The 21764-nt window shown below is 65.3% G+C and carries 19 protein-coding genes and 1 pseudogene; 11 read left to right on the forward strand and 9 right to left on the reverse strand.

The window, feature by feature from the left end:
* The first annotated feature begins 33 nt into the window (after positions 1-33).
* Genes CNE_RS08775 through CNE_RS08785 form a run of 3 tightly spaced genes read left to right on the forward strand, consistent with a single transcriptional unit; the run spans position 34 to position 2470 of the window.
* Positions 34-1005, forward strand: coding sequence for a Bug family tripartite tricarboxylate transporter substrate binding protein (locus tag CNE_RS08775; protein ID WP_013956770.1), 972 nt, complete (start codon positions 34-36; stop codon positions 1003-1005).
* 4 nt (positions 1006-1009) lie between these two features.
* Complete coding sequence (locus CNE_RS38670) at positions 1010-1753, forward strand: hypothetical protein (protein WP_013956771.1); 744 nt, start codon at positions 1010-1012, stop codon at positions 1751-1753.
* 30 nt (positions 1754-1783) lie between these two features.
* On the forward strand, positions 1784-2470 hold the full coding sequence (locus CNE_RS08785) for a GntR family transcriptional regulator (RefSeq protein WP_013956772.1): 687 nt from the start codon (positions 1784-1786) through the stop codon (positions 2468-2470).
* 30 nt (positions 2471-2500) lie between these two features.
* Here CNE_RS08785 and CNE_RS08790 read toward each other — a convergent pair whose 3' ends face one another.
* From CNE_RS08790 to CNE_RS08800, 3 genes are read right to left on the reverse strand one after another with little or no spacing between them, the layout of a single operon-like run.
* A complete protein-coding gene (locus CNE_RS08790; protein ID WP_049800559.1) occupies positions 2501-3298 on the reverse strand; it encodes a class II aldolase/adducin family protein in 798 nt (265 codons plus the stop codon).
* A 47-nt stretch (positions 3299-3345) separates the two neighbouring features.
* Positions 3346-4341, reverse strand: a complete 996-nt coding sequence (locus tag CNE_RS08795) for a tripartite tricarboxylate transporter substrate-binding protein (RefSeq protein WP_063712330.1) — start codon at positions 4339-4341, stop codon at positions 3346-3348.
* Positions 4338-5771, reverse strand: a complete 1434-nt coding sequence (locus CNE_RS08800; protein ID WP_013956775.1) for an amidase — start codon at positions 5769-5771, stop codon at positions 4338-4340. The genes CNE_RS08795 and CNE_RS08800 overlap by 4 nt, the downstream gene beginning before the upstream one ends.
* A 125-nt stretch (positions 5772-5896) precedes the next feature.
* On the opposite strand from CNE_RS08800, the gene CNE_RS08805 reads away from it, so the two are divergent.
* Positions 5897-6778 carry a LysR family transcriptional regulator gene (locus tag CNE_RS08805; protein WP_013956776.1) on the forward strand — a complete coding sequence of 294 codons (882 nt, stop codon included), beginning with the start codon at positions 5897-5899 and terminating at the stop codon, positions 6776-6778.
* A gap of 362 nt (positions 6779-7140) precedes the next feature.
* Here CNE_RS08805 and CNE_RS08810 read toward each other — a convergent pair whose 3' ends face one another.
* The 4 genes from CNE_RS08810 to CNE_RS08825 are packed head-to-tail and all read right to left on the reverse strand — an operon-like array spanning position 7141 to position 10656.
* Positions 7141-8454: an NAD(P)/FAD-dependent oxidoreductase gene (locus CNE_RS08810; protein WP_013956777.1), complete on the reverse strand. Its 1314-nt coding sequence runs from the start codon at positions 8452-8454 to the stop codon at positions 7141-7143.
* Complete coding sequence (locus CNE_RS08815) at positions 8451-9209, reverse strand: amino acid ABC transporter ATP-binding protein (RefSeq protein WP_013956778.1); 759 nt, start codon at positions 9207-9209, stop codon at positions 8451-8453. Before CNE_RS08815 ends, CNE_RS08810 begins: the two co-directional genes overlap by 4 nt.
* On the reverse strand, positions 9206-9877 hold the full coding sequence (locus tag CNE_RS08820) for an amino acid ABC transporter permease (RefSeq protein WP_013956779.1): 672 nt from the start codon (positions 9875-9877) through the stop codon (positions 9206-9208). The genes CNE_RS08815 and CNE_RS08820 overlap by 4 nt, the downstream gene beginning before the upstream one ends.
* Before the next feature lie 5 nt (positions 9878-9882).
* Positions 9883-10656 carry an ABC transporter substrate-binding protein gene (locus tag CNE_RS08825; RefSeq protein ID WP_013956780.1) on the reverse strand — a complete coding sequence of 258 codons (774 nt, stop codon included), beginning with the start codon at positions 10654-10656 and terminating at the stop codon, positions 9883-9885.
* Between the two features lie 177 nt (positions 10657-10833).
* On the opposite strand from CNE_RS08825, the gene CNE_RS08830 reads away from it, so the two are divergent.
* The 3 genes from CNE_RS08830 to CNE_RS38925 all read left to right on the forward strand — a co-directional run bounded on the left by CNE_RS08830 (position 10834) and on the right by CNE_RS38925 (position 15856).
* On the forward strand, positions 10834-11634 hold the full coding sequence (locus CNE_RS08830; RefSeq protein ID WP_013956781.1) for an IclR family transcriptional regulator: 801 nt from the start codon (positions 10834-10836) through the stop codon (positions 11632-11634).
* Between the two features lie 383 nt (positions 11635-12017).
* Entirely contained in the window at positions 12018-15431 is a 3414-nt protein-coding gene (locus CNE_RS08835) for an adenylate/guanylate cyclase domain-containing protein (protein WP_013956782.1), read from the forward strand.
* Between the two features lie 137 nt (positions 15432-15568).
* Positions 15569-15856: a hypothetical protein gene (locus CNE_RS38925; RefSeq protein WP_238553071.1), complete on the forward strand. Its 288-nt coding sequence runs from the start codon at positions 15569-15571 to the stop codon at positions 15854-15856.
* A 167-nt stretch (positions 15857-16023) separates the two neighbouring features.
* On the opposite strand, the gene bluB is transcribed toward CNE_RS38925, so the two are convergent.
* The gene (gene bluB, locus CNE_RS08845) at positions 16024-16686 is read right to left on the reverse strand and encodes a 5,6-dimethylbenzimidazole synthase (protein WP_013956784.1); all 663 of its coding nucleotides are present in this window, start codon (positions 16684-16686) and stop codon (positions 16024-16026) included.
* Positions 16687-16802: 116 nt separating this feature from the next.
* Positions 16803-18032 carry a tyrosine-type recombinase/integrase gene (locus tag CNE_RS08850; protein WP_041227924.1) on the reverse strand — a complete coding sequence of 410 codons (1230 nt, stop codon included), beginning with the start codon at positions 18030-18032 and terminating at the stop codon, positions 16803-16805.
* 150 nt (positions 18033-18182) lie between these two features.
* Here CNE_RS08850 and CNE_RS08855 point away from each other — a divergent pair.
* The 4 genes and pseudogenes from CNE_RS08855 (at position 18183) to CNE_RS08870 (ending at position 21758) form a co-directional block, all read left to right on the forward strand.
* Positions 18183-19382: pseudogene (locus CNE_RS08855) on the forward strand (DNA-binding protein).
* The gene (locus tag CNE_RS08860; RefSeq protein WP_013956787.1) at positions 19366-19641 is read left to right on the forward strand and encodes an H-NS family nucleoid-associated regulatory protein; all 276 of its coding nucleotides are present in this window, start codon (positions 19366-19368) and stop codon (positions 19639-19641) included. Before CNE_RS08855 ends, CNE_RS08860 begins: the two are co-directional and overlap by 17 nt.
* 882 nt (positions 19642-20523) lie before the next feature.
* Positions 20524-20979: a dethiobiotin synthetase gene (locus tag CNE_RS08865; RefSeq protein WP_238553072.1), complete on the forward strand. Its 456-nt coding sequence runs from the start codon at positions 20524-20526 to the stop codon at positions 20977-20979.
* 167 nt (positions 20980-21146) lie between these two features.
* A complete protein-coding gene (locus CNE_RS08870; protein WP_013956789.1) occupies positions 21147-21758 on the forward strand; it encodes an RNA polymerase sigma factor in 612 nt (203 codons plus the stop codon).
* Positions 21759-21764: the final 6 nt, after the last annotated feature.

Genomic DNA, 21764 nt, shown 5'->3' on the forward strand with positions numbered 1-21764 from the left:
CAGCAGCTAAATCGAGAAGCAAGGAGACCAACCATGGCAATCGTCCGACGCGTCTTTCAGCTGGCTGTTGTTGCGGCGCTGTTCGCCAGCGGCGCAGCCTTCGCGCAGAAGGAAACGGGTAAGTTGATCGTGGGTTATCCCTCGGGCCAGTCTGTCGACGTGGTCGCCCGGATCCTGGCCCACCGCCTCGGTCCGGCGATCGGGCGGTTGCTGATCGTCGAGAATATGCCGGGGCAGTCCGGCAGCCTGGCTCTGGCAGCGGTTGCGCGGATGCCCGCCGACGGCAGCGTGATGACGCTGTCGGCCTCGGCGGCTCTGGCTGGCAATCCTTTCCTGTATCGGAACCTGCGTTATGACACGGCCAAAGATTTCGAGCCGATCGGCCTGGTCTACGATGCGCCGCTGCTGCTGATGGTCAATAGCGCGCTTCCCATTCACTCTCTCAAGGAGCTGATTGCCTACGTGAAGGCGAATGCGGGAAAGGTCAACTATTCTTCCCCCGGAAACGGCTCGGTGTCCCATCTTGCGATGTCGGAACTCCTGCGGCGAACCGGCATGGAAATGATGCATGTCCCCTATGCCGGTTCCGCCAAGTCGCTGACCGACCTTGCCGCAGGTGAGGTGCAGGTTGCGTTCGATGCCGTTGCAGGCGCGCAGCCCTATCTCGCCAGCGGCAAGGTGCGTGCGATTGCGGTGAGTTCCCGGGAGCGCCTGACGACACTGCCGTCCGTACCGACAGTCGCTGAGAGTGGAGTGGGCATGGACGACTTCGACATGGTCCCGTGGGTGGGTCTGCTCGCGCCCGCCGGCACCCCAAAACCTGTCGTGGACAAGGTGAGCGCGGAGCTCGCCAGGATCGTCCAGTCTCCCGAACTGTCCCAACGGATCGCCGCCCTGGGTGGCCGCCCCCGCAGCAGCACCGCGGCGGAATTCAGGACCTTCCTGCGCGGCGAAATGGGGCGGTGGGCGGCCGTCGTCAAGGCGTCCGGCGCCCGCGTGGAGTGATGTCATGATTGCTGTCGGCTCTGCCACGCTCGCTCGTGACACGCGGCACCATCGGGTCCTGGAGAACGGATTCAGCTTCCATCGCAGTGAGTGGATACAGGCCGGGTCCGACCCGCAGCTGTCTCCCACCGTCTTTCTGGTGGAGCAGCCTGCGCATTCGGTGCTGCCTGCACACTTTCATACGCAGAATCAATTCCAGGTCTTCAAGCAGGGGGCGGGATCCCTGGGATCTCGTGCGGTCGGGCCCGGCTCTGTCCACTACGCCGGCGCGTTCACAGGGTATGGGCCGTTGGTGGCCGGGCCGCAGGGGCTGAGTTACTTCACTATCCGTGCGGTGTTCGAAACGGGCGCGAACTTTCTTCCCGTGGCGCGGGACAAGCTGCGCCGCGGACCGAAGCGGCACGCGCACGGGGTAACGCATGAACCCCGAACGCTCGAACAGCTCCGTGCCCTGAAGGCCCCCGTGCGTGCGGTACTGATTGAAGCCGATGCAGGCGGCCCGGAAGCCTTTGCATTGCAGCTGCCCCCGTTCTCGGAATTGAGGGGCCCGGCTGCCCGCGGCTCGGGGCAATTCCAGCTCGTCCTTGCCGGTGAACTGAACACCCCGGAACGCCGGTTGCAGCAGTGGGAGAGTCGGTTCCTGTCAACTGGTGAGCATGGCGGCGCCTGCAGCGCCGGTCCGCAGGGCCTTCATCTCCTCGTGCTGCAGGTGCCGGTCATGGCTGCTGAGTACTTGCCCGTCCGTTGAAGCGCGTCGCATCTTCTGTATACTGGATGTATGACCACAGCAAAATCGAGCGCATTGCGAAAACGGGATCCACAGCCGCTGTCCGTGGAGCAGGTCTGCGAGCGGATTCGCTCCGCCATCCTGCGCGGGGACTTGCGGCCAGGCGCAAAACTGACTGAGCAGGATCTCGCCGCGGAATTCGAAGTGAGCCGCACGCCCATCCGGGAGGCGATCCGCCAACTCGAAACCGAACGGCTAGTCACCCGGACGCCTTTCGTCGGTGTCACGGTGAGGCAGCTGACCCCGGAAGATGTGCTTGAGCTCCTGGACATCCGCGAGGTGCTCGAGGGTCTGGTAGCACGTCAGGCGACGCGGCATATGGATTCCGCGCACCTGCAGAAGCTGAAGAAACTGCTCCAGCAACTGACTGCCTGCGCGAAGAAGGAAGATGTCGCCGGCTATCTTGACCACGCGCTGGCGTTTCGCCGTGTGCTCGTTGAATGCTGCCGCAGCGACACGCTGGCCGAGTACGTCCTCGCCATCGAGAATCAGTTGCGCCTGATGGGCAATCGAACCGCTGTGCTGCCCGGCCGGATGGAAGCCGCGATCGAGGAACACGAGAAGTTGCTGGATGCCATCAGTCGCGGCGATGGCGCTGCTGCGGAGCAGCTGAACCGGGAGCGCATCCAGCACATCCGTGACGCGGTTGCGAAGACGATTACCTTCTCGATCTTCTAGACCGCAGGCTGCAGCCGCCAGGGCAGGCTCTCAAGTGCGGTACGAGGTGCCGCGCTCCCGCTCGAGCTTGCGCAACAGGCCGGGCCATTCCACCTTGCCAACCTCCAGGAAGCCGCCAGGACCAAGCATCTTGCGCCCTTGGGCGCGGGTATGCCGGATGGTGTCCTCGGACAATTCATGAAGCGGTACGCCACCAGCCTGGCCATCGATCTGGTACTGACAGGCCGTCTCCAGGCGCAGCATCCAGCAGAACGCCTCTCCCACACTGCGGCCAACTGTTAGCGCACCGTGGTTGCGCAGGATCAGCACGCGCCCCTCGGGGCCGAGGTCGCGCACCAGTCGCTGCCGTTCGTCCTCATCGAGCGCCGCGCCTTCATAGTCGTGGTAGCCGAGAAAGTCCAGCATGACGCAGGCCTTCTGGCTGAGAGGCCGCAGCCCCATGGCCTGCATCGCGATCGCGTTGATGGCGCGCGTGTGGCTGTGCATGACGCATTGCAGATCAGACTGCGACATGTGAATGGCGCTGTGGATGATGAAGCCGGCGGGGTTGAGCAGCGACGGATCGCCCGCCAGGACGCGGCCGGCCAGGTCCACCTTGAGCAAGGACGAAGCCGTCATCTCGTCGAAAAGCGTGCCCAGTGGGTTGACCAGGAAATGATGTTCGGGGCCGGGCAGCAGGACCGAGATGTGCGTCGACGCGAGGTCGGACATGCCATAAAGGTCGGTGAGCTGATAGCACGCGGCAAGGTCGCAGCGCAGCCGCCACTCGACCGGATCCCTGCCGTCTGGCATTGTGGGGGAAGAAAGCTGCTCGGTATCGCTTCTCATGGCTTTGTCTCCTTGTAATCTCTGTTGGTGGTCTGCGCGACGCCTGCTCAGTCCTCGTTGCGGAACCTCGATGCCTGGACGAGCGGACGCCAGAACTCGCGCTCGGCGTGCAGCGTGCGGGTCACGGTCGCGCCAGGCAGACCAGTCGCTTCCAGACCGACACGCGACATCAAGACTTTCATCTGCGGTTTCTGCATGGCGGCAACGAACGCCCGTTCCAACCGTTGCACCACCTCCGGCGGAGTCCCCGCGGGCACAAAGGCGCTGTAAGATGCATTCGCGTTATCGAAGGCGTCGATGCCTGCCTCGCGCACGGTCGGCACGTCGGGGAGGGCCGGGTTGCGATGGGTGCCAGACACGGCCAGGATCCGAATCTTTCCTGCGCGATACAACTCCAGCTGGCTGGCCAGGGCGTCGGTGGCCAAGGGGACGTGCCCGCCTACGAGGTCCGTCACGAGCGGCGCGCCGCCTTTGTATGCGACCGGTCTCAGCGGTACGCCTACGGCCCGCCCCATGCCGAGGACGGCGAAATGCAGTGTCCCGCCCAGCGAGGTGAGGCCGATACTGCCCTGCGAAGGGTTAGCACGGACCCAGCTCACGTACTCCTGCAGCGTCTTGTAGGGGCGATCTGCGCCCGCCGATATCACCGTGGGGACTTCTGCAAGCTGCGCTACGGCAATGAAGTCGCGATCGACGTCGTAATCAAGCCGCCGGTAGGTCATCGGGAAGATCACCATCGGCGCATTCGATGAAAGAAGCACAGTCCTGCCGTCGGGCTGCGACCGCTTGACGGAGTCGATGGAGATGCGCGTCGATGCGCCCGGCCTGTTTTCCACGATCACCGAGCCCATGCCAGCCAGGCGAAGTTGATCGGCCAGCGCGCGCGCGAGGGTGTCCAGTGCGCCCCCGGGCGGGAAGCCGACAACAAGCCGCAAGGGCGTTGCGTTCGTTGCAGGGGTTTGCGCGCTAGCCGGGTTCGCTGCCAGGGCGGCCATTGTGGCCAGCGAGGCAACCGCAAGCAAATGGCGTATCGATTTCATCATGACACCTCCACATCTGGCCAGCGTGACAAGAGATTCTGCGAAGCCTCGAGCAGCGCAGCCGCGCCGAGAAGCTCGGACTCCCCGCGCAGACGACCGACCAACTGCAGCCCGATGGGCAGTCCGCCACGGCCGAAACCGCAGGGCAGGGTGATGGCGGGGTGGCCGGTCAGGTTGAACGGCATGGTCCAAGGGAACCAGTTGGATCGCACCTCGTCGTACAGCCGGCCGTCGATCTCGATCTGCCCGAACAGGTCCTGGTCAATCGGCAGCGCTGTGCGCGCAATGGTGGGAACGGCGATGAAGTCGTGGTCGCGAAGCAGCGCCTGCACGTGCCGGAACAGCCGGGTGCGTTCGAAGTTGGCCCGCTGGTAGTCGACCGCGCTGTAGTCATTGGCAAGGGCCAACTGTTGCAACAGCGACGGGCTGAGCCGCTCAGGCTGCTCCCGGGCCATCTGGCCGAAGCGCGCTCGCCATACCGTGTGGTTGATGGTGCGCCAGAGCGGCTCGATGTTGAAGCCCGAGCCGGGCATTTCCGCGAGCTCCGCACCCAGGTCCTGCAGCCGCTCCAGAGCAGACCCGAAGCACTTGGCCACATCTGCCGCCAGCGGCCGGCCTGGCGGCACGCTTGCGAACAGGATCCGCTTACGCCGCAGGTCAGTGACAGCGCGCATTGCACCGAGGTAATCGGTGGCGCGCACGCCGGCAGACCATGGGTCCGACGCGTCTTCGCCGGCCATTGCCTGGAGCATCAAGGCTGTGTCGGCCACCGTGCGCGAGATCGGGGTGACATAGGTGAGATTGCCGAAGACATCCTCCACCTGAGAATGCGGAACCAGCCCGATGCTTTGCTTCAGGCCTACGACACCGTTGCAGGCCGCCGGGATGCGGGTGGAACCGCCGCCGTCCGTGGCGATGCCGATCGGGGCGAGGCCAGCCGCCACCGCCACCGCCGCGCCGCCGCTGGAGCCACCGCTGGTGCGGTCGGGGTGCCAGGCATTGCGCGTGCGTCCGAACAGCGGTGCATCGGTAAGGCACTTCGCCCCGAACTCCGATGTGGTCGTTTTCCCGATGAGGATGGCGCCCTGGCTGCGCAGTCGGGCGACGGCTACCGCGTCCTCGGTCGGGACGTTGTCCGCGAACAGTAGCGAGCCAAAGGTGGTAAGCACGCCGCGTGTGTTCACCAGGTCCTTGCAGGCGTATGGAATGCCGTGCAGCAATCCTGCCGGCTCCCCGCGCATGAGCGCTTGCTCCGCGGCTCTTGCCTCGCGCATGGCCTCGTCCGGGCAGAGTGTGATGAAGCAGTTGAGCGTCGATTGAAGCCGGGTGGCACGGTCCAACACGGCGCGCGTCACTTCGACCGGAGAAACCTCACGGGCAGTTATCGCTTCGCGAAGCCGCACGGCAGGCAAAAAGCAGAGTTCCTCATTCATGCAAGACACCCTCGGAGATTCCGGCACAAGTGACCGGCGACGAATCCAAGTTGACACCCACCGCTCCACCCGGTCAAATACCCGTTCACAATCAGGCCATATCAGAATCGTATGACCCATGGACCATGGACCTTAAGAGCCTGCGTTATTTCGTTGCCGTAGCGGAGGCCCGCAGCGTGGGCAAGGCCGCCGAGCGCCTTCATATGGCGCAACCGCCGCTGTCCGTCCAGATTCGCAACCTCGAGGCACAACTCGGCACGCCGCTCTTTGTGCGCGAATCCACCGGAATGCGACTGACAGACGCGGGAAGCGCGCTTTTCGCGCGCGCGCGGGAAGCCCTGGCGTTGGCTAACGAGGGGTTCGAAGCGGCACGCGCCGTTGCGTCCGGGCGGCTCGGGCGGCTGTCTGTCGGCTACATGTTTTCGCTCGGCTACGCTGTATTGCCGAAGCTCGTGCCACAGTTGCGCCGCTTGCTTCCGGACGTGGAACTGCAGTTCGTCGAGATGAGCACCGCGACGTATGAAGCGCAGATTGTCGACCACAAGGTAACGCTTGGTTTGTGCATGCCACCGATTCAACGGCCCGACATGGCCACGACGATCGTGGGCGTGCAACCACTACGACTGGCCTTGCCTGCACGTGCACAGCTCGCGCGGCTTTCGTCGGTACCGGTGGCACGGCTGCAGGGGCAGAGACTGATTGCGCTGCCCACACTGAAAGAGGGCGCGGACACTTCGACGGTTGCCGCTCTGCTGCGGTGCAACCAGGTAACCATGCAAATCGTCGAACGGGTGGAAACGGTTCACGCAGCACTGGCCCTGGTACTTGCAGGCGAGGGGTATGCGATCGTTCCGGCGTGCGCGGAAGTCGGCCGGCCTCCGGGTGTCGTGTTCCGGAAGTTCAAGGACGTCGCGGAAGGGTTCGAGGTGGCGGTCTGCCGGCGCCGCGACCTGGAAAGTCCTTTCATCGAGCCATTCATCGCGGCGGCGCGGTATGCGCTCCGATGACGGCTATGCGAGCGCCGCGACTGTAGTCTTGCGGACCTAGGCCTGACCCTCGCGGAGAGCTCCATTCCTCGTCCGACACGTCCATCGGGTAGCGCGTCCCTTATTGACACCCAGCAGGGCTTTGCCGGTGAAAATTTCACTTGGCGTGCCATAGGGGGTTTTTCTCTATCGGCGTCGTGGGCAGCTTGAAGTGACAGTTTTACCCACGAAGTTGTGACATTTTTTTGGTTTGGTCTACGCGGCCGAAGATCAAGCGCCTTCCCACCGAGCTGAGCGTATGGCCTTCCCGTACGCTCCCACGTTTCCGCGGTTCGAGCGCGATACAGCGGCCGGCCCCGGGGCAGGGCGGACACGTCGCCTTGTCAGCCAAACTTGTCGAGCAAGCTGTACCAGGCGACCCCCGCGGCAATATAGAAGCGCTGCAGGCCATGCAGCGGAATCGGTGCCAGAGGCGAAAGCGGGTAGGGAAATGGCTCACCATTTGACGTCAGCCTAGCTGCCAGATGCTTTCCGAAGCTCGTACACAGTGCGATGCCCCGACCGTTGCAGCCCACCGCAATCGTCACACCTGGGGCCGGTTCGTGGATATGCGGCATGAAGTCGCGGGTGACGGCGATGCGGCCCGCCCAGCGGTACTCAAATTCCAGCGGCCCTAGCTGCGGGAACAGCAGCGCCAGCGAGCGCTCCAGATGGGCAAAGTCCTGTGGGTGGCGCGGATCGGCGAAAAAACCGCGGCCTCCCATCAGCAGCCGTCCGGCGTGGTCCTTGCGGAAGTAAAGCAGCAGGCGTTGCGAGGTCGACGCCGTCTCGCCGCGTGCCAGGATGGCCCGGGCATTCTCGCCTTCGAGCGGGCGTGTGGCCACGATAAAACTGTTGGCGCTGAGCAGCGTCTGCTGCAGGCCGGGCCAGAGCGAACCGGTATAGCCGTTGGTGGCAATCACCACGCGGTCGGCAGTGACTGTCGCGCCCGTCGCAATGTTCGCCACCCACTTGGCACCTTGCCGCGCCAGCGCCGTGACGCCGCTGCTGCCATGGATGGCGGCTCCCGCTTGCTGCGCAGCCCGGACCAGCCCGCGCGCGTAGGCCAGCGGCTGGATGCCACCTGCGCGGCCATCGAGCCAGCCGCCTGCGAACGCCTGCGTCCCGACGCGCCGCGCCACTTCCGCCTGGTCAAGCATCTCGACGGGGGCGCCACGACGTTCCCACTGGCGCGCTCGAGCGTGCATGGCCGGCACGGCCCCGGGCGAATAGGAGAGCTGCAGCCAGCCGCTGCGCACCGGCTGGCAGTCAATGCCGTGGCGGGCGATCAGGTCGAACACCAGGTCGGCGGAGCGCGAAACGGCGTCGATCAGGGGTTCGGCGCGCTCGCCGCCAAGCATCCGGACCAGTTCGTCCGGATCGTGCTTCAGGGTGGGATTGACTTGCCCGCCGTTGCGCCCCGATGCGCCCCAGCCAGGCTCATTGGCTTCGACCACGCACACCTGGGCGCCGGCCTCGGCGAGGTGCAACGCCGTCGACAGGCCGGTGTAGCCGCCGCCGATCACGAGCACGTTGACCGTCCTCGAGTCCCGCAATGGGGGCGTGGCGGGGGCGGGCGGGGCGGTGGCGGCCCACAGCGACGGCGGCAGCGGGGCGGCGCAGGCTGGCTGGCCCGGCGCGGACTTGGTGGGGATCATAGGGCGAGATCTCCCGTCGCCTCGGCCGGCTTGTGCAGCACGCGGCGCAGGAAGTCCTGCGTGCGCGGCTGGCGCGGCGCGCCCAGTACCTGCGCCGCGGGGCCTTCTTCGACGATGGTGCCGCTGTGCAGGAAGCAGACACGGTCGGCCACTTCCCGCGCAAAGCCCATCTCATGCGTGACCACGATCATGGTCATGCCTTCGCGCGCGAGGTCGCGCATGACCTCAAGCACGTCGCCGACCAGTTCGGGGTCGAGGGCCGAGGTCGGCTCATCGAACAACATGGCCTCGGGCTTCATCGCCAGTGCGCGGGCGATCGCCACGCGCTGCTGCTGGCCGCCGGAGAGTTGTGCCGGGTGCGCCTGTGCCTTTGCCGCCAGCCCGACCTTGTCGAGCAGGCTCATCGCATCGGCGCGCGCTTTGTCGCGGCTCTCGCCTCTCACGTAGACCGGGCCTTCCATCACGTTCTCGAGCACCGTGCGATGCGGAAACAGGTTGAAGCGCTGGAACACCATGCCCATGCGGCTGCGCAGCCGATGGATGTCCTTGCTGTCCCGGTCCACGCGCTCCCCGAACGCGCGGATCTCGCCGCCGTCATACGATTCCAGCCCGTTGATGCAGCGCAGGACGGTGGATTTGCCGGAGCCGGACGGGCCGATCAGGCAGACCACCTCGCCTTTGCTGACATGCAGGCCCACGCCGCGCAGCACGTGGTGATCGCCGAAGTGCTTCTGCAGGTTCTGGATGTCGATCATGGTTTCTTCCTTCCGGCACCGAAGCGCTGCTCCAGGCGGCGCAGGCCATAGACGAGCGGCAGGCTCATCAGCAAGTAGAGCAGGGCCACCAGCGTGTAGACCGTCATGTTCTGGAACGTCGACGAAGCGATCAGCTGGCCCGCGCGCGTCATCTCCGCCACTGTGATGGTGGAAACGAGCGACGAGTCCTTGAGCATCATCACCAGCGTATTGCCATAGGGCGGCAGCGCGATGCGGAACGCCTGCGGCAGGATCACGCGGCGCATGATGAGCGGTCCGCGCATGCCCATCGCCTGCGCCGCCTCGCGCTGCCCAGGATCGACGGCCTCGATGCCGGCGCGGAAGTTCTCGGCCTGGTAGGCGGAGTAGGCGATGCCAAGCCCGATCACGCCCGCCTGGAAGGCGGTGAGTTGGATACCCGCATCCGGCAGCACGAAGTAGATGTAGAAAAGCTGGACGATGATCGGCAGGCCGCGGATCACATTGATCGCCGCCGCCGCCCCGTTTGACAGCACCCTGACGGGAGACAGCTTCATCAGCGCCAGCCCCAGCCCGATAACACTGCTGAGCAGGAACGACAGCACGGTCACCTGTACCGTGACCACCGCGCCCTGAAGCAGGATCGGCAGGAACTCGCGCGCGTGGTTGAGGAACGTTGCGCCGTCCATGGCGGTTACAGCCCCCATTTCTGCACGATCTTCGCCAGCGTGCCGTCGGCCTTGATCTGCGCGATGGCCTTGTTGAGCTTTGCCAGCGTTTCGGTGTCACCCTTGCGGACCACCAGGCAGACGTCGCCCACATTGACCGGCTTGTAGCTGGTGGCGAGCTTGACGCCAGGGAACGTGTGCTGGCGAAACTGGTAGGCGATCAGTGGCTGGTCCCCCAGGCCTGCCTTGATGCGGCCAAGCGCCAGGTCGCGCGTCATGTCCGCAATCGAGTCGTAGCTGCGCACTTCCTTGAAGATGCCCTTCTTGTTGAGCATGTCGAGGAATACCGTGCCGACCTGCGCGCCGACGATCTCGCCCTTTAGCTCGTCCAGCGTGGTGTAGGCCTTGTTGTCCTCGCTCTTGACGACCAGCCCCTCGCCGTAGGAATAGACCGGCTCGCTGAAATCCACCACTTGCTGCCGCGCGGGCGTCTTGAGCATCGCCGCCGAGATGATGTCGATCTTGCTGGAGGTCAGCGAAGGAATCAGTGCCGCGAACGCGGTTTGCTGCACATTGACGTTGAAGCCGCCAGCCTTGCCCACGGCGGTCACCGTGTCGACCATCATGCCCTGGATGCTGTTGGTCTTCACATCGAGGAACGTAAACGGCACGCCTGTGGCTGTCGCGCCCACATTGTAGGTTGGTGCGCCTCCCTGAGCCCAGGCGAACGAAGCGGTCGAAACGGTGCCGGCCACGCACAGAACCAGTGCAGCGCGGCGAGAAATGGTGGCGATAGACATGGGAACACTCCTAGCTTGGGGGTCAGGGGGCGCGCCAAGGTGCGCGTTTCGCGGTTTACGCAACCTGCATGCCAATATTCGATCCGCTTCGATCAATTCGTAATAGATAAAAACCACTAGTTGCTTCAGACGAATCGATATGCGATTCTTATGACATCAATCCTGAGGTTCTACGTGATGCCAGACTCTCATCCCCCGGTCGAAGAAGCGGGCAGCCTGCTGTTCAACCAGTCGCTGGAAAAAGGGCTGGCCGTGCTGGCCGCCTTCAGCGCCGTGCGGCGCACCATGACCATCGGCGAGGTTGCCGAGGCGGCTGGGATCACCAAGAGTTCCGCCCAGCGCATGGTCTTCACGCTGGAGCACCTGGGCTACCTGCGCAAACATCCCAAGACACGGCGCTATCAGTTGACGCCGCGGGTGATGCGGATCGGATTCAATTACCTGGCCGCCGATCCGCTGATCGACGTGGCCAATCCATTCCTGTCGGAACTGACCAAGCTGACGACGGAAACCACCTGCCTGACGGAGCCGGACCAAGCGGACATGGTCTATGTCGCGCGCTTTGTCAGCGCCCAGTTCGTGCCGGTGCACATGCCGATCGGCAGCCGCATCCCCATGTACTGCACCGGCTCCGGCCGCGCTTACCTGAGCGCTTTGCCGGAAGGCGAGGCGCTGACGCTGATCGAGCGCTCGGAACGCGTCGCGCACACGCCGCATACCCGCACGGATGTCGCAGAAATCGTGGCGACGCTGCGTGAAGCGCGACAGCGCGGCTATGCGATCAATTGCGAAGAATTGTTTCACGGCGACATGACGCTTGCCGCGCCGGTGATCGCCGGCAACGGACGGCCGCTTGGCGCCATCCATGTGGTCGCGCCCACCAGCCGGTGGTCGTTGGAAGAGGCGCAGGCGCGGCTGGCGCCGCCGTTGCTGCAGAGTGCGCGTGCCATCAGCAGTTCGGTGCGTGCGCTGGGTTAAGCCGGGTGCAGGGACAGGGGCGATGGAGGGAGAGGTCCAGCGCGAGGATACGCCTTAAGCCTTGCCTGAAGCCTTGTTGCTCCAGCCGATACGATGCCGCTCCTGCGTCGCCGCGTGTCGCGCATCCTCTTCGCTGTGCAGTTAAGCGCTGGACCATTGCCCGTCAAGATTCCCGAGGTCGAAGTCACGGTGCACTGGCATGAAACCAGTGGCTGCGCGAACAGATCATCGAGACCTTGAGAGAGTAGGCAGGGCAGAGGAGCGCCCCAAGTGCGCCGTGCAACGCTCAGCCCGATCCAGGCGATCATGCAGAGACGAGTCGGTCTTGCGATGAAAGGCAATGGGGCGTTTAATTTACCCGGAGGAAGTCCGGGGAGGCTCCCATGGCGCGCTGCACAATTTGCGGGTTTGAGAATGCCATTGGCGCCAATTTTTGTGAGCAATGCGGCAACCGGCTGGCGCGCCTCTGCCCGCGCTGTGGCCACGAACTGAGCCCGGCGGCGCGCTTCTGCAACGCTTGCGGCGAGCCCGTCAGCGAAATACCGCAAGCCTCGTCCGCCGCCCCCGTTCATTACACTCCACCGCACCTGGCCGAGCGCATCCGGGCCGAGCAGGCGGCGCTGGAAGCCCGGGGAGAGACCGCCGGCGAACGCAAGACCATCACCGTGCTGTTTGCCGACATGGCGGGCTCGACCGCACTGATCCACGACCGGGACCCGGAAGAGGCAAACCGCCTGATTACCCCCGTCATCGAGCTGATGATGGAGGCCGTGCATTACTACGAGGGCTACGTGGCCAAGTCGTTGGGCGACGGCATCCTCGCGCTGTTCGGTGCGCCCATCGCCCATGAGGACCATACCCAGCGCGCGCTGTACGCGGCGCTGCGCATGCAGGAGGCAATGCACCGGCACAGCGACAAGCTGCGGCTGGAGCAGGGCATCTCGCTGCAGATCCGGGTGGGCGTCCACACGGGCGAGGTAGTCGTGCGCTCGATCCGCAAGGACGACCTGCACACCGACTATGACCCGGTGGGGCACACGATCCACATTGCTGCGCGGATGGAGACGATGGCCGCGCCCTCGTCCATTCTCGTGAGCGAAACCTCCCACAAGCTCGCGCAGGGGTACTTCGAGTTCAAGGCGCTGGGAGAGGCCCAGGTCAAAGGCATCCCCGAGCCGCTCGCGGTCTATGAAGTGCTTGGTCTGGGGGCATTGCGTACGCGCTTGCAAGTGGCAGCGCACCGCGGCCTGGCCCGCTTCGTGGGCCGCGCAGCCGAACTGGAGGCGCTGCACCTGGCGCTGGACCAGTCCACCGCCGGACACGGGCAGATCGTCGCGGTGGTGGGGGAGGCCGGGGTCGGCAAGTCGCGGCTGTTCCACGAGTTCAAGGCGCGCTCGCAGAGCGCCTGCCTGGTGCTGGAGACCTTCTCGGTGTCGCACGGCAAAGCCTTTGCTTATTTGCCGCTCATCGAACTCCTGAGGAATTATTTCCAGCTCACCGCTCAGGACGACAAGCGGCGCTGCCACGAGAAGGTCGCGGGCAAGATCGTCACGCTGGAGCGCAGTCTTGAAGACGTCATGCCTTACCTGCTGTATCTGCTGGGCATCAGCGAGCTCGGCTCGGCGCTGGCGGACATGGGTGCCAGCCTTCGGCGCGAGCGCACGTTCGAGGCCATCACGCGTCTTCTGGTGCGAGAGAGCCTTAATCAGCCCGTCGAGTTGCTGTTCGAGGACCTTCAGTGGCTGGACAGCGAGACCGAAGCCTTCCTCGCTTACTTCATCGAGCGAATGGCGCAGGCCCGGATGCTGCTGCTTGTGAACTACCGCCCCGAGTATCAGTGCGCGTGGGGGCACAAGGACAATGGCACCGCATTGCGGCTCGCCCCCCTCGGTCCAGCCGAGGCGCAAGGCTTGCTCGGCGACTTGCTGGGCAATGACCCCAGCCTCGCGCCGCTCAGGCAGCTTATCCTCGAAAAAACCGAGGGCAATCCCTTTTTCTTGGAGGAGGTCGTCCAGACTCTGGCCGAGGAAAAGGCGCTGCTCGGTGAACCCGGCCATTACCGTATCGAAAAGACCCCGGCCGCGCTGCATATTCCGACCACGGTACAGGGCGTGCTCGCGGCGCGCATGGACCGGCTGCCACTCGCGCAGAAGGAACTGCTGCAGACCCTGGCCGTGATCGGCAAGGAATTCCCCTTGAGCCTGATCCGGCAGGTCACCGGGCAGTCCGAGGAGCGCCTCTATCCACTGCTGGCCGGCCTGCAGGCGGGAGAGTTTATCTACGGGCGGCCGGCATTCCCGGAAGTCGAGTATGCGTTCAAGCACGCCCTCACCCAGGAAGTCGCAGGCCACTCTCTGCTCTCGGAACAGCGCGGCGCGTTACATGAGCGCACAGGCCGGGCCATCGAGATCCTCTTCCGGCATCACTTGAGAGACCACTGCAGCGAACTGGCACATCACTACAGTCTCAGCGGCAATATCCCCAAGGCGGTGGAGTACCTGCATTGCGCCGGGCGTCAGGCCGTTGAGCGTTCGGCGCATCTTGACGCCATCCGTCACCTGAGTACGGCGCTGGAGTTGCTCAAGCGCCTGCCCGACGCGCCCGAACGCGCGCGCCAGGATCTTGCCTTGCGCGTCACCCTTGGCCCAGCCTTGATTGCTGCGAGAGGTTATGCCTCGTCGGAGGTGGAGGCCAACTATGCCCGAGCCCTGACCTTGTGCGAACACGGTGGTGAAACCCCGCAGCTGTTCCAGGTGAAGTTGGGATTGCGCACTTTCTTTTCACTTCGTGCGCAGCATCACACGGCGTATGAATTAGGGGAGGCGCTGCTCGAGTTGGCTGAGAACGCGCAAGACCCGGTGCTGCTCGAGCACGCTCATATCGCGCTGGGAGGATCGTCGCTCTTTCTGGGCAAGTTCCACCAGGCCCGGGCGCACCTGGAGCGGGGGCTTGCCCACTATGACCCTGAACGGCGTCAGGCCCATAACGCACTCTATGAGATGGACCATGGGGTCCGTGGCCTCTGCCTTCTGGGATGGGTCTTATGGCTGCAGGGCTTTCCGGCTCAGGCCAGCAAGGCTGCCCAAGAGGCGCTGGCGCTGGCCCGCAGGCTTTCTCATCCTTTCAGCCTCGCTCTCGGCCTGGCCTTTGCCGCCGAATTGCATCAGCTGCGGCATGAGACACAACTGGCCCGGGAGTGCGCCGACGCCACCATCACGCTCTCGACCGAGCAAGGATTTCCGTTCTGGCTCGCATGGGGAACCATCTTGCGGGGCTGGGCGCTGGCCGAGCAGGGGAGCAGTGAGGAGGGCATTGCCCAGATACGCGAGGGCCTGGCCGCCTACCAGGCCACGGGCGCCGAGCTGGGGCGGCCTTATTTTCTGGCCCTGCTGGCCCAAACCTACCAGAACGCCGGCCAGGCGCAGGCGGGACTGGACGTGCTGGCTGACGCGCTGGCCACGGTCGGCAACACGGGGGAACGTTTCTTTGAAGCGGAGTTGCATCGGCTCCAGGCGGAACTGCTTCTCCATCGCCCGGACGGGGCTGCTGACCCCGAAGCGGCGGCAGCGTGCTTTCATCGGTCCATCGCCATCGGCCGCCAGCAAGGCGCGAAGTCGCTCGAGCTGCGCGCGGCGCTGGGTCTGGCTCGGCTATGGCAAGACCAGGACAATGCGGAAGTTGCGCGGCAGATGCTGGCCGGCCTGCATGAGTCCTTCACGGAAGGGTTCGACACCGCTGAGTGGCAGCAGGCCAGGGCACTGCTGGATGCTGCGCGACCATCCGGCCAGCGCGACTGAGAAGCGCTGGCTCACCTCGTCAAGGGAGGTATGCTCCCTTCTCGAAATTGCCCGCCAGCAGGCTGCCGAATCCCGTGGGACGATCCGCCAGGCCGAGCGTGCACCAGGCGGCAAGGCATTGCGGGGTCTCCATCGGCATGCTGTCCAAGCTGGAGAACGGCAAGGGCGTCAATCTCGAGCACGCCTTGCGTGTGATGGACGAACTGGGGTTGACGATGCTGGTCGTTCCCAAGGCACACGCGCCTTGGCTCGAACAGGCAGCGGCCCATGCGGCCAAGATCGCGGCGAGGCTGTGGCCAGGGAACAGCATGCCTGGCGGGAAGAGTAGGGCCGCGCTCAGGATGGGCGTCATTCTCGGATACGGTCCGCGATCGGTGCGGAAATGCCATTCGCTTGGCGTGCGGATGTGCCTTCCGCCTTGCTGAGAGCTCTTGTCCCGATTCAGCGTGGTGACGACGTCTTCGACGGTTTGGGTCGCGCCGTTGGCGTACGCCTTGCTTGCAGTTGCTGCGCAGGTTTTGCATCCTCCGCTCGGACGTGCCCGGCCTCCTGGCCGGCCAGATTTCTAAGAACACAATTGCCGGATCAATCATCAGCCCGGGCGATTGGGGGGGGTGGTCCAGCCATTCTCGAACACCATCTCGTCCAGGGATTGCCGTCTGGCCCAGTCTTCCTGTTCCAGCATCGGCTTCTCATAGAAGGTGTCGACCTGGCCGAGGCACAGCACAGCCACTGGCCGGGCACCGGGCGGCAGCCGCAGCAGCCGGCCAAGCTGTTCCGGGTCGAACAAGGAAACCCAGCCCACGCCGATTCCCTCCGCGCGCGCAGCAAGCCAGAGGTTCTGGATGGCGCAGGCCACCGAAGCGAGATCCATGTCCGGCATGGTGCGCCGACCGAAGATATGCCGCTCACGTCCATCCATCAGCGCCGCCACCAGGACTTCCCCGCAGTCCAGGATGCCCTCTACCTTGAGTCGCATGAACTCGTCCTCGCGTTCGCCCAGGGCGATCGCGGTGCGCTGGCGTTCGGCATCGACCAGCGCGTGGACCTGCGTTCTCAGGCTCCTGTCAGTGATGCGGATGAAGCGCCAGGGTTGCATGAAGCCGACGCTGGGGGCGAGATGCGCAGCGTGCAACAAGCGTTCCAGCAATGCAGGATCGAGCGGGTCCGGCCGAAAGTGGCGCATGTCGCGACGCTCCCGGATGACGCGATAGACGGCGGCAATTTCACTGTCGCTGTAGCGATATGGGTTCATGGCTTGAATAGCGTGGTGGTGGCGCTTGGGCGGGAGGGAAAGTCGCAATGCAGGGAGCTTGCCTCGATGGTACCGTGACGATAGACGGCTATGCGATGTTGCGATGCGGGCTCATCCTAGGTCTTGCTGGTCCAGCCGATCCGGTGCCGCTCCTGCGTCGCCGCGTGTCGCGCATCCTCTTCGCTGTGCAGGTAAGCGCTGGTGGTGGCGATCGAGGCATGGCCAAAGTTGTCGCGCACGAAACGCAGGTCGACCTGCTGGTCGGTCATGTGCGAGCCGGCGGTGTGGCGCAGCCAGTGCGCCGAGGCGCTGGCCAGGACATCGGCCTGCGCCTCCCACTCGGGCCCGCGCGCCCGCAGGCGCTCGGCCGCCATGCCGAACACCTCTTTCAGAATCAGGTGCAGGGCCCCGCGTGACAGGGCCTTCTCGCGGCCCGTCTCACGGCCGATCACCGACAGCACCAACGGGCGCGTTTCCCCAGGCTGCGGGTTAGGCGGCAGTCCGTGGGCGCGGCGGTAGCGCGCCAGCTCGGCGATGAGCTCGTCGGTGGCCGGTACCAGGCGCACCTTGTTGCCCTTGCCGGTCACCTCCAGCCACCAGCGCTCGATGCCTTGGGCATCGCGCCGGCAGAAGAACGCACCCATGGTCGTGGCTGTCAATTCGGACGCGCGCAAGCCACCCAGATAGAGCACGGTCAGTATCCATCGGCAGCGCGCCGCATGCAGGCGCTCGCGCGCGGTGGCGGTCGGCATCGCCGCGACGGTGTCTTTCACGGTCGCCCACCAGTCATGGCTCAGGTAGCGCGTGATGCGCGGCCTGGTGGGCGTGCGCCGGCGGCGGGCGAGCGCGAGCGGGTTGCCAGCCAGGTAGCCGGCCTCGGTCAGCCAGGCGAAGAGGGCGTTCAGGATTACCATCGCCTGGCGCACGCTGCCGGCCGACAACGACCCGGCAAAGGGGCGCCAGTCCGAATGGCTGCGCGCGAGCTTCTTGCTGCCGCTCAGGACCCAGCGCGCGGCCGGTTGCGGGTCGGCCAGGAAGCGCTCGTAGGCGAGCAGGTCTTCGTGCGTGAGCGAGGACAGCGGCTTGCCCAGTTGCAGGACCGCCCACAGGATCAGCCGCTCGACCTCGCGCCGGTAGGTGGCGAGTGTCGCCGCGCTATCGGCATAGCGCGCGAGCCAGGCGGTGACGGCGGCCAGGTCGTCGGCCGCAGCGATCCGTGTGGCCGTGGCTGGGGCGCGATTACTGCCGGCGGCACCAGACAACGGCGGGGTGAGGCGCAGGCGCTCGAGCGGGATGGGGAGCGGGGCGGGCAGGCTTTCTACCGGTTGAATGGGGAGCAGTTCCATGAGCGGGTGACGGCAGGGGCGCATCGTTTTGCATCAATATACCATCATGATAGACATAAGCGCAGTTATGTCTAAAGTATTCGCCTAGAAATTAGTTTTTATACGTATTACGTAGTAATATTTTGATGTCACTCCACTCATTTTGCCCTGATGCCCGCTGCCGACATGGATCTGAACGTCGCCACCCTGCAGGCCGCGATGGCCAACGACATTGCCGAGCTGCGCAGCCGTTTCCCCGAAACCCGCGCGCTGTACCGCGAGGTCTGCGGCCTGCTGTTCTTCCGCTACGGCATCACGCCCACCGCGAACAAGCTCTATAGCCTGGTACGCAAGGGCAGCATGGGCACGCCCGCTGAGGTGCTGCAGGCGTTCTGGCAGGAGCTGCGCGGGCGCACGCGCGTCACCATCGACCATCCCGACTTGCCGGATGCGTTGAAGGACATCGCCGCCGGGGCGGTCCAGACCATCTGGCAGGCGGCCAACGAGGCCGCCACCGGCGAGCTGGCTACGCTGCGCGCCGAGGCCCGCCATGCGGCCAGCGTCGCCGAGGCCGAGCGCGACGCGGCGCGGACCGAGACCGCGGCAGCCCGGGAGGAGGTGGCCGCCACCTCAGCGCAGCTGGCCGAGGCGCGCCAGGCGCACGACGCCGTGCACGCGGAGCTGGCCGCGGAGCGGCAGGCGCACGCGGCGACCCAGGCCCGGCTGGAGGCGGGGCGGGCGGAACTGGACGCTGCCGGGCGGCAGCTGGCGGAGCTGCGCACCCAATTCTCGACCGAGCTGGAGCGCGCCCGCGAGCAGGTGACCCTCGCGCAGGAACGGGCCGAGGCCAGCGAGCGGCGGAGCCTGCGCGAGCTGGACGCCGAGCGTACCGCGCGCCAGAAGAGCGAGCGCACGGCCGAAGAGCTGCGCGGCGAACTGGTGGCGGCGCGCAGCGAGGCCCGCGACGCGGCCGTGGTGCAGGCCGAAGTCCGCGCACGGCTCGAGGCCCAGGCCGCGGCGCTCACTGAGCGGCTCACCGAGCGGCTCGCGGCCGCCGAAGCGGCGCAGCGCCAGGCAGCCGTCGACCGGGACGCGGCGCAGGCGAAGTTGGGCGCGGCGCAGCGCCGGGCCGAACGGGCCGAGGTCGAAGCGGCGCTGGCGCGCCAGTTGTTGGCAGAATTGCGGGTGGCGCCACCCGGGCGGGAGAGCGGGCGGCGGCGCAAGGCCGGCGGCCCGGCGCCGACCGACAAGCAGGCGCAAGGCGAAAAGCTGGACGAATAGCAAGAAGACAAGCAGGGCGCGCCGACGGCCGCCTCCAACCCGGATGACAGTAGCGACAGCAGTGACGACAGCAATGACAGCAAAAACTGAGCGGGCGGCGGCGATCCGCTGGATCCAGGCGGAGATGGCCGACTACGGGCTGACCATGGAGGAGTTGGCAGCGGCGGGGTGCTTCGATCCGCCGCCCCCTCCGCCACCGCCGCCACCCGCCCCAGCGCCACCGCCACCACCAGTGGTCTGCTACCGCAACGCCGCGGGGCAAAGTTGGGACGGGCAGGGCGAGATGCCCGACTGGCTGCGGCGGGCGGTCAATGCGGGGCAGAGCGTGGAGTTTTTTCGGGTCGGATAGAACTGATCGAAAGGTTGCAGCCTTGCAGCGGGCCGAATCCGAGGGGGCGTTCGAACGCCCAACTGCTGGCCGGGTGGGGATGCGATGCTTCAGGTGTACGCCCGTCCGACAGCGGAGAGTATCGCTGCGAAGTTGGGCTTGACTGGTCCCTGAGCAAATGGATTGGGCGCGGTTCTCGAAAGGGGCCGCGCCTTTTTGTTTGCTGGTGGCGGTAGTAAGGGGAGACCGCGCCAAAGCGGATTGCTCCCGCGATAACGCCATGGGTGCTATCGCGAGCACGGGCGAGCGGGCAAATGGGGGGCTACATTCGCTGTACCTGTTGCGCTAAGGCGCATACGGGGTCGCCGCAGAACTCGGGGAATATTGCATCAAGGCCGAGTTCGCTCGAATAGCTTCCCGTGAGTTGCAGTTATACAGGTGCCGGCACGCAGGGGCGGACGCCACGGGCCAGAATCTCCATGACTGGATGGCAACGCCGCAGCGGGTGCGTCGCGGCGCGGGAAGACTCGGCCCGCGTGGCGTTGTTCCGCCATCGCTCCTGCGTTGCTGCGTGCCGTAGATCGCGGCCACATAGGAGACCATCATGCCACTTGCAAGAACCACACTCGTGCTTTGCGTCATGTACCTCGCCCTCGCAACGGGCGGATGCGCGCCAGTGGACCCGGCCACAGCCACAACCACATCGTGCATCACGCTGGCGCAATGCGACCTCTATTCAGGCTGAATCGCAAGGGAGGCCCTCGACGTCACGTCCCGGTGCTGCGCTCGTGCATCCCGGCTGGCAGTTCTCTCCATGATTCCTGACGGAGACCCATTATGATTCCCGTTCTTCCGATGAAGCCCGCCCGGCGGCCACCCCCGCGCCTTGCAAGCAGCCTCCTCATGCTGGCGGCAGTTGCCCTGGCTGCTGGTTGCGCGAGCCCGGCATGGCAATCTGTGGCGCCCGGCGCCAGCGAGGCAGAGCTTCAAGCCCGGCTGGGTGCGCCGCGCGAGATCTATCAATTTCCAGATGGCTCCCGGCGCTGGCTCTATCCCGCGCCAGGCGAGACCAGATGGGCCGCCGACATCGGTCCCGACCGGCGGGTCGTCAGCGTCCGGCAGGTGCTGAGCGCGGAGGAGTTTGGCTGGGCCAGAATCGGCGAATGGACCACGCGCGATGTCCTGACTCACTTCGGGAAGCCCGCTGAGATAAGTCGCTTTCCGCGCATGCTCCGCGAGGTCTGGGGCTACCGGTTCGCACAAGATGGCCTGGAGTACGCGACGATGAACTTCTACTTTGATCCTGCTGGCGTCCTGCGCCTCACCCAAGTGATTCCGGATTTCCTGACGGAGTCATAGGCAATGCCACGTGCGCCATGGGCTCGTCCTGGCGTTGTACCCTGCCGTTCCGTATATCGCCTGGCGTCGCGACTCTATTCCCGGAACGACCTCCGAAAAAAAACGCGGCGCCGGGAATAAATCGCGGTGTCAGGCGGTTTTACATGGGCCAGGGACAGGAGAACACCGTGATCGCAACCGACAAGTCCAGCCGCTTCTCGGAAGTGGCGTTACCGCATCTGGACGCGGCCTATAACCTGGCGCGCTGGCTGAGCGGCAGCGCAAGCGATGCGGACGATATCGTGCAGGATGCCTACCTGCGTGCATTTCGGTTCTTTGAAGGCTTTCACGGCGACAATGCGCGCGCGTGGCTGCTGGCCATCGTCAGGAACACGTGGTTCAGCGAATGGCGCAGGCGCTCCGATGCCGCCGATGGCACACCGTACGACGAAACGCTGCATGGCGACGAGCGCTTGCCGGGTTGGATCGACGATATCGGCAGCAATCCCGAAACGCTTGCAGTGCGCCACGGCGATGTGGAACTGGTCCACCGCGCGCTCGAACGTTTGCCGGTCATCTATCGCGAAGTGCTTGTCCTGCGTGAGCTCGAAGAAATGAGCTATCGCGATATCGCCCTGGTTGCCGACATTCCAATCGGCACCGTGATGTCGCGCCTGGCGCGCGCACGTCACCTGCTCTGCGCGGCAGTGCGCGCCGAGCAGGCGAGGGTGCGCGGCGGCATTGGCGGCATCGCGCTCCGCCCGGTGCGGGGTCATTCAACGGGAGCGAATCATGAATGATGATGC

This window comes from Cupriavidus necator N-1 (genome assembly GCF_000219215.1).
GTDB classification, from domain to species: domain Bacteria; phylum Pseudomonadota; class Gammaproteobacteria; order Burkholderiales; family Burkholderiaceae; genus Cupriavidus; species Cupriavidus necator.